Origin of the sequence: Streptomyces sp. PsTaAH-137 (assembly GCF_003259365.1) — a bacterium.
Taxonomy (GTDB): domain Bacteria; phylum Actinomycetota; class Actinomycetes; order Streptomycetales; family Streptomycetaceae; genus Streptomyces.
The window spans coordinates 62,648-76,430 of sequence record NZ_QLLY01000012.1 but is presented as its reverse complement, the minus strand read 5'-3'; the positions used below and the strand labels follow the sequence as shown (position 1 = coordinate 76,430).

Genomic DNA, 13,783 nt, shown 5'->3' with positions numbered 1-13,783 from the left:
CAATCGCAAGGGGAGATGAAGGCCCGGTGCGCGCCATACTCTGGCGGCATCCCGCAACTGGACATCCAGCAGGACATCCACCGGCAGACCCGGAGTAGAACGTGCAGATCCACGACTCGATGATCAGCCTCGTCGGCAACACCCCGCTGCTGAGGCTCAACAAGGTGACCGAAGGCCTCCAGGCGACCGTTCTGGCCAAGGTCGAGTACTTCAACCCCGGCGGTTCCGTGAAGGACCGCATCGCGCTGCGCATGATCGAGGCGGCCGAGCAGAGCGGGGAGCTGAAGCCGGGCGGCACGATCGTCGAACCGACCAGCGGAAACACCGGTGTCGGACTGGCCATCGTGGCCCAGCAGAAGGGGTACAAGTGCATCTTCGTGTGCCCCGACAAGGTGAGCACCGACAAGATCAACGTGCTGCGCGCGTACGGCGCCGAGGTGGTGGTCTGCCCCACGGCGGTGGACCCCGAGCACCCGGACTCGTACTACAACGTCTCCGACCGCCTCGTACGCGAGACGCCGGGCGCCTGGAAGCCCGACCAGTACTCGAACCCGAACAATCCGCTCTCCCACTACCACTCGACCGGCCCCGAGCTGTGGGAGCAGACGGACGGCAGGATCACCCATTTCGTGGCGGGCGTCGGCACCGGCGGCACCATCTCCGGGACGGGCCGCTATCTGAAGGACGCGAGCGAGGGCCGGGTCCAGGTCATCGGCGCGGACCCCGAGGGTTCGGTCTACTCCGGGGGCTCCGGGCGGCCGTACCTGGTCGAGGGCGTCGGCGAGGACTTCTGGCCGACGGCGTACGACCGTGACGTCGCCGACGAGATCGTGCCGGTGTCCGACAAGGACTCCTTCCAGATGACGCGCAGGCTCGCCAAGGAGGAGGGGCTGCTGGTCGGCGGTTCCTGCGGGATGGCGGTCGTGGCCGCGCTGCGCGTCGCGGAGCGGCTCGGGCCCGACGACGTCGTGGTGGTGCTGCTGCCGGACAGCGGCCGCGGCTACCTCAGCAAGATCTTCAACGACGAGTGGATGGCGGACTACGGGTTCCTGGAGGACTCCGGGCCGAGCGCGCGCGTCGGCGACGTCATGCGGGACAAGATCGGCGGCGCCCTGCCCGAACTCGTGCACATGCACCCCGAGGAGACGGTCGGTCAGGCGATCGACGTACTGCGCGAGTACGGCGTCTCGCAGATGCCGATCGTGAAGCCGGGCGCCGGGCACCCGGACGTGATGGCCGCCGAGGTCATCGGGTCGGTCGTGGAGCGGGAACTGCTCGACGCGCTGTTCACCGGGCGGGCCTCGCTCGGGGACGCGCTGGAGAAGCACATGTCGGCGCCGCTGCCGCAGGTCGGTTCCGGGGAGCCGGTGGCGGATCTGATGAGTGTGCTCGGCAGGGCGGACGCGGCGATCGTGCTGGTCGAGGGCAAGCCGACCGGTGTCGTGAGCCGTCAGGACCTGCTGGCGTTCCTGGCCAAGGACGCCGCCAAGTAGGTCCGTCGGGGTCCGCCGCGGGGGTTCGCGAAAACGGTACGAGCGTGTCACGTGCCCGCAGCACCCGCTTAACACGGGTCCGGCACATTGGTGGATGTCGGAAGGGGCGGGAGCGGCTCCCCGCCCCACCCGGCACCGTAGCGGCGTCAGGACCTCCGGAGCGGCTCCCGGACCTCCATGGACGCCCTGGACGTGGCAGTCAGGCCCTGACCGGGCTGTGCGCGTCCCTCGCGGGGACCGCCGTCGTCCCGCCCCCCGTCACACGGGGGTGCGGCGGTCCCCGCGCAACTCTTTCCGACGCCTCCCGCGCCCTGGGTGGTTTTTCGGGTGCGCCGCCGTCGTGGCTGGTCGCGCAGTTCCCCGCGCCCCTGAGATGCGCACTTCGTGCGCCATCTCATCAGAGAGGCACGCCGCCGCTGCCTCATCGGGAGGCGCGCGGAGCGCAGCCTCAGGGGAGGCTGCGCGTCAGCGCATGCCTCAGGGGCGCGGGGAACTGCGCGACCGGCCACCGCGAGACGTGCGGCCGGGGGCGTGTGGCTACTCCACGAACAAACCCCTGTCCTGGGCCCGTGCGTCGAACTCCTCCAGGCGGGCCTGGGCCTGGGGGAGGCCGTCGCACATGGCCTCCAGCAGGACCCGGCCCAGCAGCATCGGCGCGCACGCCGTGTCGAAGGCGAGCCCGGTGCCGACCGCGGCCGGCAGCAGCAGGTCGCTGTGCCGGGCGACCGGGGCGAACGCCGAGTCGGCGACGGTGACCACGGTGAGCCCCGCCGACTGCGCGTAGGCGAGCGCGTCGACGACCTCGCGGGGATGCCGGGGGAGCGCGAAGCAGAGCAGCGCCGTGGCACCCGCCCTGACCGCCGCGTCGATCCGGTCGGCGAGCATCGTGCCGCCCTCGTCGAGCAGCCGGACGTCCGGGTGGACCTTGGCCGCGAAGTACGAGAACCCGTACGCCTGCGAGGCCGCCGCGCGCAGCCCGAGGACGAGCAGCGGCCGGGAGGCGGCGAGGAGCCGTCCGGCCCGCTCGACGGGCGCCGGGTCGGCGAGCAGGTCGGCGAGGTGCCGGAGATTGGCGATCTCGGCCTCGACCGCCTGCTGGTACTCGTTGGCGGAGGTGGCACCGGCCGGCGCGGCCGGTGCCACCTCACGCAGGTGCTTGCGCAGCGCCGGATACCCGTCGAAGCCCAGCGCGACGGCGAACCGGGTCACCGACGGCTGGCTGACCCCCGCCAGCTCGGCGAGCTCGACGGACGACAGAAACGGCACATCGGCCGCCCGCCGCACCATGCAGTGCGCGATGCGCCGCTGGGTGGGCGTGAGCCGGTGCCCCTCGAAGAGGTGCTGGAGGCGGGTGGCGGGGCTCTGGCCGCCGACCGTGGTGCCGGTGGTCTGTTCGGTGTCTTCGCTCATGGCTCCCCGTCCGGTCCCCGCCGCTCCATTCACGGGGATTGCGTCGTGCATGAGCTTATTCAAGGGGTGGGGGTGGCGCCAGGGTGTGTGCGGAGGTGCGGGAGGCGCGGCGGCGGTACCGGGAGACCGCGCCGCCCATGACGCCGATGAGCGTCACGAACGCGCCGCCCAGGAAGCACAGGCCGCTCGCTTTGTAGTCCGGAGTGCCCTCTCTGTCGGCGTTGTAGAGGTCGCCCCGCCACGGGCCGTGCGCGACGACCCAGCCGAACTCCGTGTCTTCGATGGGGGCGAAGCGGTGCCCCCGGCACACGAAGGCGCCCCGGTGGCGATCGCCGGTGAACGGATCCTCGTAGCTCACCGTGCACGGGCCGGGCGCCGTCGAGTCGTCGACGACGGTCAGTTCCACCATCGGGTCGTGCTTCGAGGACAGGTATCCGGCGAAGCCCAGAGCGCACATGAGGACGCCGAGGAGCGCGATCCAGCGGAAGACGGGGCGGCGGCGACGCGCGTGCTGTCCTGCCGGGAAGGCCCAGGTGAGCGCGGAGCCGCCGGGCGTGGACAGGACACCGCCGCCCTGAGGAGTGCCGGACCACCACAGGGGGCCGTCGGCTTTCGGCGCGGTCTGGTTGACGAACCCGCACCTCAGGACAGTGAGCGTGTCCGCCGACGGATCCCGCAGGACGACGATCGGGGCCCGGCGCGGCGGCCGCACCATCGCCTGGCACCGGGTCCAGGAATGGGTCTCCAGGGTCCGAGCGATCTTGCGACAGTTGCGCCAGGAGACCAGCGCGCTCGCGGACAGTGTCACGCCCCCGTACCAGAAGCCCATCACGGGGTGGGTGAGCTGCAAGAGGGTCGCGAGCAGCAGCATGAACGCGCCCGGCACCGCCAGGCTCGCGCAGCGGATCCGGTAGGCCCGCAACGCGTCGTCCGTCGGTCCGTGCTGTGCCGCCGGACCGACGCTCGCCGGATCCGCCTCTGTCCGTGCTTCTGTGTGCATCGTCCCCCCGTTCGCCAGGGCGACAGAATAGTTGGCTACTCCACCAACCGTTCCAGCATCGCCGCCGCCCGCGCGACATCCACCGTCAGCGGCCGGTCCGCCATCTCCGGGTCCAGTTCCGCGTCCGCCAGGGCGAAGGCGCGGCCCACCGGGAGGTCCGGGTCGAGGCGGAGATCGCGGAGGCGCAACGCCCTTACCGTCGCGACGAGTTCGCAGCCGACCACCTGGCGGTAGGCCGCGCACAGGCGCAGGGTCTGGCGGGCCGCCAGGGAGGCGAAGCTGGCCTGTTCCTCGACGCCCCGGGAGAGGACGGCGTGGCCCAGCGAGGCGGGGGCGGCGAAGGCGCGGAGGTCGGCGAGGGCGCCGCCGGCCGCGTACTCCAGGATCATCACGCCCGACGCCGCCGCCTCGCCGTCCGCGAGGAAGGGGCGCAGGCGGGTGAAGTTCGGCTCGTTCAAGGTGGAGAGGCGGGACGTCGAGAGGCGGGCCACCTGGGTCATCGCCAGCCTGAAATGGTCCAGGGCGAGGGCGAGCTGGGCCATGTAGAAGCCGCCGTGGTGGTACGCCGCCATGTCCTCGGGGGAGATCAGCGGGTTCTCCGCCGCCGCGTTGATCTCGACCATGAGCACGTCTTCGAGGGCGTCGGCCGCGTCGTGCGCCGGGCCGTGGATCTGCGGCACGCAGCGGAAGCCGTACGGGTCCTGGATGCGGCCGAGCGGCGGGGTGGGGCGCTCGTCGGCGCCGAGGATCGCCCGCATGCTCTCCGCGACCGCGTAACTGCCCCTGTGGTGGCGGGCCTCGTGCACCGGCAGCGCGTACGCCTCGTAGGAGCCGTCGACCGCCATCAGGCTCATCGCCGCCACCAGCTGCGTCGCGGTGAGCAGGTCGCGCAGTTCGTGCAGGGCGAGCGCGGCCTGGCCGAGGGTGAGGGCGTTGGAGGAGATCAGCGCCAGGGCGTCGTTGTTGTCGAGGGGCTGCGCCTCGGGCGGGGTGCCCTTGCCGCGCCAGGGGTGTTCGCCCGCGAGTGCCAGGCCCATCTGGGCGAGCGGGGCGATGTCGCCGGTGCCGACCGAGCCGTGTTCGTTGACCGAGGGGTGCGCGCCGTTCGTCAGGGCCTCGCAGAGCGCCGTGACGACGGTGGGGCGCAGCCCGGCGCCGCCTGCGAGCAGCTGGTTCGCGCGGACCGCGAGCATCGCCCGCACCTCGCGTTCGGGCAGCTCGTCGCCGATGGCGCCCGCGTGACTGCGCAGCAGGCGCAGGCCGTGGTCGGCAGCGGCCTCGGTGGGCACGTCCTCGCTGCGGTTGGCGCCGACGCCGGTCGAGCGGCCGTAGACGCGACCCCACGCGGCGATCTCGCGGGCCGCGTTCCAGGACTCCTCGACCCGTTTCATCGCGTCGGTGCCGGGCACGGGGCGGGCTTCGGAGTGTGCGAGGCGGACGACGTCCGCGACGGGCAGGCCGTGGCCGTCGAGGACGACGACCGGGCGGGCGGCAGGAGAGGGCTTTGCGGACATAGCGGGCTTTTCCTTCTCAAGCGGGCGTGCGCGTCTCACAGTTCGGTCGATCCGGGGTGATCCGGCGGCGATTTACCAGCGATTTACACCAGGCCATTGACAACTTATTCATCCACCGAGAACTCTGCATGACGATATGCAGGACGGGCAAGAGGACTCCAGAGGCGCTCCATGATTCAGTTCGAAGCGGTCCACAAGAGGTTCCCGAACGGCACGACTGCGGTGCACGATCTCTCCCTCGACATGCCGGAGGGAGGCGTCACCGTCTTCGTCGGCTCCTCGGGGTGCGGCAAGACGACCAGCCTCCGGATGATCAACCGCATGGTCGAGCCCACCTCGGGCACGATCCGGGTCGGCGGGCGCGACGTCCTCGACCAGGACGCCGCCGAGCTGCGGCGCTCCATCGGGTACGTCATCCAGCAGTCCGGCCTCTTCCCGCACCGCACCGTCCTCGACAACGTCGCCACCGTGCCGCTGCTGCTCGGCTGGGGCCGCAAGAAGGCCCGGACGGTCGCCGCCGAGCTTCTTGAGCGGGTCGGGCTCGCCCCCGAGATGGGCAAGCGGTACCCGCACCAGCTCTCCGGCGGTCAGCAGCAGCGCGTCGGCGTGGCCCGCGCGCTCGCCGCCGATCCGCCGGTGCTGCTCATGGACGAGCCGTTCGGCGCCGTCGACCCCGTCGTGCGCACCCAGCTCCAGGACGAACTGCTCCGGCTCCAGCAGGAGTTGAGCAAGACCATCGTGTTCGTCACCCACGACATCGACGAGGCCGTGCGGCTCGGGGACCGGATAGCCGTGTTCCGCGAGGGCGGGCATCTGGTGCAGTGCGCTGCTCCTGCGGAGCTTCTGGCCCGGCCCGCCGACGAGTTCGTCGCGGACTTCCTGGGCGCCGAGCGCGGTTTGAAGCTGTTGTCGCTGAGCGACCTGAGTGACGTACCGCAGGCTCCGGCCCCCGAGGGCGGCTCCTGGGAGCTGGTGCTCGACGCGGGGCGCAAGCCGGTGGCCTGGCGTGAGCGTTCTACCGGCGCCGAGTCGCCGGTACGACCGCTGCGCGACGGGGATTCCCTTCTCTCGGCGCTGAACGAGTCCGTCGCCGCTCCAGCGGGGCTGGTGGTCCGGGTGGATGCCGATGGGGTGCTCACCGGGGTGTCGTCCCGGGACGACATCCACGGGCGGGCCGGGGTCGCGCACGCGCAGGCCCTGACGGGCGCGCCGTCCCGGGGCGCCGCCCCGGACCCCGCTCCTCAATCGCCGGAGGGGCTTGATTCGGCGGAGCCCGCCTCCAAGGGGGCCGGGACCGCATGACCATCGACTGGACCTGGATATCCGAGCACGGCTCGGACCTCACCAGCCTCACCCTCTCCCACCTCCAAGCCGCCCTCACCGCCGTCCTGCTCGGCCTGCTGATCTCCCTGCCGCTCGCCGTCGTCGCCCACCGGGTCCGCCCCCTGCGCGGCTTCCTGCTCGGGCTGTCCAACGTGCTGTTCACGATTCCGTCGATCGCCGTGTTCGTGCTGCTGCTGCCGGTCTCCGGACTGACCCGCACCACCACCGTCATCGGCCTGACGATCTACACCCTGGTCGTGCTGCTGCGGAACACGGTCGAGGGCCTCGACTCCGTGCCGCAGAAGACGAGGGAAGCGGCGAAGGCCATGGGGACGCGGCCGATGCGCACGCTGTTCACGGTCGAGTTCCCGCTCGCCCTGCCCGTGATCATGGCGGGCGTCCGCATCGCGACCGTCATGTCGATCTCGCTCGTCTCCGTGGCGACGTACATCGGCGACGGCGGCCTCGGCCAGCTCTTCACCGACGGGTTCCAGCGCAACTTCCCGACCCCGGTGATCGTCGGCGTCGTGCTCACGCTGCTGCTCGCGCTCGTCGCGGACGCGCTCCTGGTCGCCGTACAGCGGCTGCTCACGCCCTGGACCCGGACCCGGAAGGGCTGACCGCCATGTACGAACTGTTCAAGAACCTCGGGTCCTGGCTCGTCAGCGGCGAGCAGTGGACCGGCCCCGACGGCATCGCGCACCGGCTCGCCGAGCACCTCCAGTACTCGCTGATCGCCACGCTCGTCGCCGCCGCGATCGCGCTGCCCGTCGGGCTGCTCATCGGGCACACCGGACGCGGCGCGTTCGTCGCGATCAACCTGTCGTCCTTCGGGCGCGCGCTGCCGACCGTCGGCCTCGTCGTGCTGGTCTTCCTGGCCAGCGGGCTGTCCATGTGGCCCGTCTACATCGCGCTCGTCGCCCTCGCCGTGCCGTCCATCGTGACGAACACGTACGCGGGCATGACCGCTGTCGACCCGGAGGTGCGCGACGCCGCGCGCGGCCAGGGGATGCGCGCCCACCAGGTGCTGTTCCAGGTCGAGTTGCCGCTCGCGCTGCCGCTGATCATGACCGGGCTGCGGCTCGCCCTGATCCAGGTCGTGGCGACCGCCACCATCGCCGCGTACGTCTCCTTCGGCGGGCTCGGCCGCTACGTCTTCGACGGGCTCGCCCAGCGCGACCTCGTCCAGGTCCTCGGCGGCGCCGTGCTCGTCGCGGTCGTCGCCGTCGTCCTCGACCTCGCCCTGTCCGGACTCCAGCGCCTGATGTTCCGCCACCGCCCCGCCGCCACCCCCAAGTCCGCCTAGGAGCACGCCAGATGAGCAAGATGAACCGACGCACGCTGCTCGGCGGGCTCGCCGCCGCGGCCTCCGTGCCCGCACTCGCCGCCTGCTCCAGTGGCATCACCTCGCTGAACGGCGACGGCGGCGGGGGCTCGGGATCCGGGTCCAGCAAGGGCGGCGTCACCATCGGCACCGCCAACTTCACCGAGAACCAGGTCCTCGGCTACCTCTACGCGGCCGTGCTCGACGCCGCCGGGGTGAAGACCTCGGTGCGGCCCAACCTCGGCACCCGCGAGATCCTCATCCCCGCCCTCAAGGGCGGCGACATCGACCTGCTGCCCGAGTACCAGGGCGCCCTCCTGCACTACCTCGACACCAAGTCGAAGGCCGCCGAGGAGGGCGAGATGCAGAACGCGCTCGCCATGGTCCTCCCCAACGGCCTCCAGATCCTCCCGTACGGCATGGCCGAGGACTCCGACGCCTTCGTCGTCACGCGGGAGACCGCCGCGAAGTACAAGCTCAAGTCCCTCGCCGACCTCGCGAACCACAACGGCAAGCTGGTCATCGGCGCGGCACCCGAGGTGAAGAAGCGGCAGGTCGGCGCCGTCGGCCTGAAGGACGTGTACGGCGTCGAGTTCAAGGAGTTCAAGTCCCTCGACTCCTCCGGACCGCTGGTCAAGGGCGCCCTGAAGAAGGGCGATGTCGACGTGGCGAACCTGTTCACCACCGATACCGACATCGCCGAGAACCACTGGGTCGTCCTCACCGACCCCAAGAACCTCGTCCCCGGCCAGCACGTCGTGCCGCTGATCGCCGACCGCAAGGCCGACTCGACCGTCCGCAAGGCGCTGGCCCGCCTCGGCAACGTCCTGACCACCGAGGACCTGACCGAGCTGAACCGCCTCGTCGACAAGGACAAGAAGGACCCCGAGGACGTGGCGAACGACTATGCGCGCCGGCACGGCCTGCACAAGAAGTAAGACGTAAGGAGGCCATCGAATGGCAGCGGTAGTGGAGCAGCACTCCATCGACGTCGTCCCCGACAGCGAACGGCACGGGCACCCCTTCAGCCAGTTCACCCTCTGGCTCGGCGCCAACCTCCAGATCACGGCCGTCGTCACGGGCGCCCTCGCGGTCGTCTTCGGCGGCGACGTCGTCTGGTCGCTGATCGGGCTCGTCGTGGGCAATCTGCTCGGCGGCGCCGTCATGGCCCTGCACTCGGCGCAGGGCCCCAAGCTCGGACTGCCCCAGATGATCCAGTCCCGGGCGCAGTTCGGCGTGAAGGGCGCCGTCGTCCCGCTGCTCCTCGTGATCCTGATGTACGTCGGTTTCTTCGCCAGCGGCAGCGTGCTCGCCGGACAGGCGACCGCGCAGCTCACCCACACCGACGACGTCACCGGCATCATCCTGTTCGCGCTGGTCACGGCCGTCATGGCGGCCGTCGGCTACCGCGTCATCCACGTCCTCGGCCGGGTCGCCAGCATCATCTGCGCGCTCGCCTTCGTCTACCTCGGCATCCGGCTCCTGGACCGCGTCGACCTCGGCGCGCTCCTCGGCGACGCGCACTTCTCCTTCCCGATGTTCCTGCTCGCCGTCTCCCTCTCGGCGTCCTGGCAGCTCGCGTTCGGCCCGTACGTCGCCGACTACTCGCGCTACCTGCCGCGCTCCACGAGCGGCAAGGCGACGTTCTGGTGGACGCTGGGAGGCTCGGCGATCGGCTCGCAGTGGTCGATGACCTTCGGCGTGCTGGTCGCCGCGAGCGCCGGTGAGGCGTTCCTCGACGACCAGGTCGGCTACGTCGTCTCGCTCGGCGGCGCCGGTCTCGTCGCCTCGCTCTTCTACTTCGTGATCGCGCTCGGCAAGCTCACCATCAACGTGCTCAACACCTACGGCGGCTTCATGTCGATGGTGACCGGCATCAGCGGCTTCCGCGGCCAGCGCACCCTCGGCCCGCGCGGCCGGGCGGCGTACATCGCGGTCATCATGGTCGCCGGCACGGCGGTCGCCCTGCTCGGCAAGGACAGCTTCCTGTCGTCCTTCAAGGACTTCCTGCTGTTCCTGCTGACGTTCTTCACGCCTTGGTCCGCGATCAACCTCGTCGACTACTACCTGATCTCGCACGAGCGCTACGACATCCCGGCCCTCGCCGACCCGCGCGGCCGGTACGGCGCCTGGCGGTGGGACGCGCTCGCCGTGTACGCGGTCGGCGTCCTCGCCCAGCTCCCGTTCCTGGCGACGTCGTTCTACACCGGCCCGTTCGTCGAGCCGCTCGGCGGCGCCGACATCTCCTGGATCGTGGGACTCGCCGTCCCGGCCGTCCTGTACTGGCTGCTGGCCCGCCGCGACACCTCGCACGTGCCGGACGAGACGATCCTGGGCCTGCCCCGCGAGAGCGAGCCCGTCGGAGCGGGGCGTTCCTGATCCGGCGGCGGATTTCGGGGGGTTAGCCCCACTGTCCCGGCGCCCCCGGATCCGTACCGTACGAGGGTATGGAAGCCCGCGAACGCGCACGCGATGCCGAACTCAAGAAGGAACTCGACGCGACCCTCCAGGCTCGCAGCGAGCTCGGTGCCGAGTACGAGTCGGCGCTCGTCGACTCGTTCCTCGACAAGGTCGACCAGCGGCTCGACTCGGTGGTCGACCGCCGGGTGCGGCGGCAGCTCGCCGAGCAGCAACTGACCGCCGCCCGTGACACCCGCCGCGGCCGGCCCCGCGGCGGCGACAGCTGGGGCGAGCGCTTCGGCTTCACCGTCGCCTCCCTCGTTCTCGCGATCCCGCTCTCCGCGATCGCCGTGGTCAACGCCGGCCGGCCCGGACTGCTGATCGCCTGGATCGGCATCGTCGCGGTGAACGCCGTGCACAGCGGGGTCCGGCACGACCGGCCGCGCCTCGGGCGTCGGCAGCGGCAGCACACAGACAGTGAGTGGGAGGGATAGGGGCCTCACGCCTGACGCGTGGGCAGCGCGATCACCTGGCGGAGATTGACCCGGCGGGGCCGGCTCGTCGTGTACGCGATCAGGTCGGCGATGTCGTCGGCGGTGAGCCCGGCCAGCGCCTCGAACATGCCGTCCAGCTGGGCCGAGAGGTCCTCGTTGTCGACGTGGGAGGCCAGCTCGGTGTCGGTCAGCCCCGGTTCGAGGTTGGTGACGCGGACGTCGTGCGGGCCGAGTTCGGTGCGCAGCGACTGCGAGAGGTAGGTCAGCGCGGCCTTCGTCGCCCCGTACACCGCGTAGTTCGGGAACGGGACGTGCGCGCCGATCGAGGAGATGTTCACCAGATCCGCGGTGCCGCCCTCGGCGGCCGCCCCGATCAGGTCGGGGACGAAGGCGCGGATCACCCGCAGCGCGCCGGTGACGTTCGTGTCGAGCATGCGCTGCCACTCGTCGGCGCGGCCGTCGGCGATCGGATTGGGCAGCATCACACCGGCCGCGTTCACCACGAGGTCCACCCGGCCGTACGCGGCACGCACCCGGTCGGCGGCCGCGTCCACGGACGCCTGGTCGGTGAGGTCCGCGGGCACGGCCAGGGCGCTGCCGCCCGCCTTCCCGATCCCCGCGGCCAGCTCGGTGAGCCGGTCCTCGCGGCGGGCGAGGAGCGCGACCCGGGCCCCGTGCGCGGCCAGCAGCCGGGCCGTCGCCTCGCCCATACCGCTGGCGGCGCCCGTGATCAGGGCGGTGCGGCCGGAGAGGGAGGCGTACGGGCTCCGGAGGAGCTGGATGTTCTGTGTCGTCGTCATGGCCACGACTCTGGCGCGCCGCCGTTCCCGTACCCAGGGCAGAGCTTTTCCTGGGTCTGCCAGTACCAGGATCGCCGCGCGGGCCCGCCCTAGGATCGCCCCATGGACGCGGACGAGGATCTGGGCGGCATAGGGGACTTCCTGCGGTCGCGGCGCGCCCGCATCCGGCCCGAGGAGGTCGGGCTGCCGGAGTACGGACGGCGGCGGGTGCCGGGGCTGCGGCGCGAAGAAGTGGCGCAGCTCGCGGGGGTCAGCGTCGACTACTACATCCGGCTCGAACAGGGGCGCGGCACGTCCGTCTCCGACGCCGTCCTGGACGCCGTCGCCCGGGTGCTGCGGCTCGACGCGACCGAGCAGGCGTATCTGCGGTCGGTGGCGCGGCCCGCGCAGGGCGGCCGCCGCCGGGAGACCGCGCAGCGGGTGCGGCCCGGACTGCGGCTGCTCCTGGACACGATCGACCGGGCGCCCGCCTTCGTGCTCGGCCGGCGCATGGACGTCCTCGCCTGGAACGCGCTCGGCGACGCCCTCCTCGGCTTCTCCGCGATGGCGCCGAAGGACCGCAACATGCCCCGGCAGGTGTTCCTCGAACCGGCCGTACGGGAGCTGTACCCGCAGTGGGCCGCCGTCGCCGCGGAGACGGTCGCGCACCTGCGCCTGGACGCGGGGCTGCACCCGGGCGACCCGCACCTGGCCCGCCTGGTGGGCGAACTGTCGCTGGCCAGCGCCGACTTCCGGCGCCTGTGGGCCGACCACCAGGTGAAGCGCAAGACGACCGGCGCCAAGCGGATGCTGCACCCCGTCGTCGGTGAACTGACCCTGCCCTACGAGACGTTGACGGTCTCCGGCGAACCGGACCAATCGCTCGTGGTGTACACCCCGGAGCCCGGGTCCGTCACGGCGGACCGGCTGCGGACGCTGGCCGGGCGGGCCGCCGTCCCCGTCGGCTGAGCGCCCCGGCTCTCAGGGAGTCCTCAGACACGGGCATTACGCTCCCGGCGTCCGGACGGCGTCAGGCGGAGGGAGCAGAGGTGGCACGCGGAGCGCAGGGGCTGGTCAGAACAGCCGTCGTGGTGCGGGCGGGAGCCGCCCCGCTGTGGTGGCTCGGCGTGCTCGCGGCCGGGATCGGGCTGCTGCCCGGCGGCATCACCGGACGCCGGATCGGCGTCCTGGCGGGCGCCGCGCTCTTCGTCGTGGCCGCGCTCTGGGTCGCGTACAGCCGCCGCAAGCGGTATCTGGAGCTGACCCGCGGGGCCACCCGCGCCGGACGGCACGACGTGCTCCAGGACCGGGCCGTGACCGTGCGCAACTGGCGGCGCGGGCACCGCTGGTGGCTGCTGCTCGGCTTCCTCGCGGCCGTCGCCGCCTCCTTCGCCGTACCCGCCGCCGGCGGCATGGCGCTGGCCGGTGCGGGAGCCGGGCTGTGGCTGAAGGCCGCCTGGCTCGGGCGCCGGGAGACCGGCGGGGACGCGCTGGTGTGGCTGCGCGTCGACTGGCTCGGCGCGCGGGCGGGCGCACCCGTCGGCAAGCAGGTCAGGGGCTACCGGGCGACGGGCACGGCAGCGGGAGACGCCGCGCCCGGTGGGGCGCGGCGTCGTTAGGGTCTGTCCGGCGGTCTGACCCGCACGGGGTCAGACCTCCAGTTCGGCCTCGATCTTCTTGAGCTGGTGCCGGGCCATCGCCAGATTGGCGCGCGCGGAGTCGAGCACCAGGTAGAGGAAGAGGCCGTTGCCCCCGCGGCCTTTGATCAGGCGGATCAGGTGATATTGGGTGTTGAGCGTGATCAGGATGTCCTCGATCTCGTCCTTGATGCCGAGGTGTTCCATGGTGCGGAGCTTGGCGCGGACGACGTCGGTGTTCCCGGCCGCCGCCACCTCCAGGTCGAACGACTTGGAGCCGCCGATGGTCCCGAGGGCCATGCCGCTGGTGTAGTCGACCAGGGCGGCGGCGCTGGCGCCCTCGATGGAGGCGACGGCGTCCTTGAGAGCGGTCTCGGCGTTGGTCATGGTGGTGGTTCCTTTCGTGTAC

At 71.7% G+C, this 13,783-nt stretch carries 14 protein-coding genes; 9 read left to right on the top strand and 5 right to left on the bottom strand.

All coding sequences use genetic code 11. The annotated features are described in order from the left end of the window. The first annotated feature begins 101 nt into the window (after positions 1 to 101). A complete protein-coding gene (locus tag K377_RS25785; RefSeq protein WP_111665901.1) occupies positions 102 to 1,493 on the top strand; it encodes a cystathionine beta-synthase in 1,392 nt (463 codons plus the stop codon). Between the two features lie 537 nt (positions 1,494 to 2,030). Here K377_RS25785 and K377_RS25780 read toward each other — a convergent pair. The 3 genes from K377_RS25780 to K377_RS25770 are packed head-to-tail and all read right to left on the bottom strand — an operon-like array spanning position 2,031 to position 5,417. Beyond that, entirely contained in the window at positions 2,031 to 2,903 is an 873-nt protein-coding gene (locus K377_RS25780; protein WP_111665900.1) for a MurR/RpiR family transcriptional regulator, read from the bottom strand. 55 nt (positions 2,904 to 2,958) lie between these two features. Beyond that, the gene (locus K377_RS25775) at positions 2,959 to 3,903 is read right to left on the bottom strand and encodes a hypothetical protein (RefSeq protein WP_146614758.1); all 945 of its coding nucleotides are present in this window, start codon (positions 3,901 to 3,903) and stop codon (positions 2,959 to 2,961) included. Between the two features lie 35 nt (positions 3,904 to 3,938). Then, on the bottom strand, positions 3,939 to 5,417 hold the full coding sequence (locus K377_RS25770; protein ID WP_111665898.1) for an aromatic amino acid ammonia-lyase: 1,479 nt from the start codon (positions 5,415 to 5,417) through the stop codon (positions 3,939 to 3,941). Positions 5,418 to 5,588: 171 nt separating this feature from the next. Between K377_RS25770 and K377_RS25765 the strand changes: the two genes are divergently transcribed. The 6 genes from K377_RS25765 (at position 5,589) to K377_RS25740 (ending at position 10,958) form a co-directional block, all read left to right on the top strand. After that, positions 5,589 to 6,719 carry an ABC transporter ATP-binding protein gene (locus tag K377_RS25765; RefSeq protein WP_237551689.1) on the top strand — a complete coding sequence of 377 codons (1,131 nt, stop codon included), beginning with the start codon at positions 5,589 to 5,591 and terminating at the stop codon, positions 6,717 to 6,719. After that, positions 6,716 to 7,360, top strand: a complete 645-nt coding sequence (locus K377_RS25760; RefSeq protein WP_111665897.1) for an ABC transporter permease — start codon at positions 6,716 to 6,718, stop codon at positions 7,358 to 7,360. Before K377_RS25765 ends, K377_RS25760 begins: the two co-directional genes overlap by 4 nt. 5 nt (positions 7,361 to 7,365) lie before the next feature. Further along, on the top strand, positions 7,366 to 8,046 hold the full coding sequence (locus tag K377_RS25755) for an ABC transporter permease (RefSeq protein WP_111665896.1): 681 nt from the start codon (positions 7,366 to 7,368) through the stop codon (positions 8,044 to 8,046). 20 nt (positions 8,047 to 8,066) lie between these two features. Further along, a complete protein-coding gene (locus K377_RS25750; protein ID WP_111666047.1) occupies positions 8,067 to 9,002 on the top strand; it encodes an ABC transporter substrate-binding protein in 936 nt (311 codons plus the stop codon). A 19-nt stretch (positions 9,003 to 9,021) separates the two neighbouring features. Next, on the top strand, positions 9,022 to 10,443 hold the full coding sequence (locus tag K377_RS25745; RefSeq protein WP_111665895.1) for a cytosine permease: 1,422 nt from the start codon (positions 9,022 to 9,024) through the stop codon (positions 10,441 to 10,443). Between the two features lie 68 nt (positions 10,444 to 10,511). Then, the gene (locus K377_RS25740) at positions 10,512 to 10,958 is read left to right on the top strand and encodes a hypothetical protein (RefSeq protein ID WP_111665894.1); all 447 of its coding nucleotides are present in this window, start codon (positions 10,512 to 10,514) and stop codon (positions 10,956 to 10,958) included. A 5-nt stretch (positions 10,959 to 10,963) separates the two neighbouring features. Here K377_RS25740 and K377_RS25735 read toward each other — a convergent pair whose 3' ends face one another. Continuing rightward, positions 10,964 to 11,758, bottom strand: a complete 795-nt coding sequence (locus K377_RS25735; protein WP_111665893.1) for an SDR family oxidoreductase — start codon at positions 11,756 to 11,758, stop codon at positions 10,964 to 10,966. A gap of 102 nt (positions 11,759 to 11,860) precedes the next feature. Here K377_RS25735 and K377_RS25730 point away from each other — a divergent pair, with 102 nt between their 5' ends. Together K377_RS25730 and K377_RS25725 are read left to right on the top strand one after the other, a co-directional pair. Further along, positions 11,861 to 12,706, top strand: coding sequence for a helix-turn-helix domain-containing protein (locus tag K377_RS25730; RefSeq protein WP_111665892.1), 846 nt, complete (start codon positions 11,861 to 11,863; stop codon positions 12,704 to 12,706). 80 nt (positions 12,707 to 12,786) lie between these two features. Continuing rightward, the gene (locus tag K377_RS25725; RefSeq protein ID WP_111665891.1) at positions 12,787 to 13,356 is read left to right on the top strand and encodes a hypothetical protein; all 570 of its coding nucleotides are present in this window, start codon (positions 12,787 to 12,789) and stop codon (positions 13,354 to 13,356) included. A gap of 30 nt (positions 13,357 to 13,386) precedes the next feature. Here the strand turns inward: K377_RS25725 and K377_RS25720 are convergent, their stop codons facing one another. Beyond that, a complete protein-coding gene (locus K377_RS25720; protein ID WP_111665890.1) occupies positions 13,387 to 13,761 on the bottom strand; it encodes a hypothetical protein in 375 nt (124 codons plus the stop codon). Between the last annotated feature and the right edge of the window lie 22 nt (positions 13,762 to 13,783).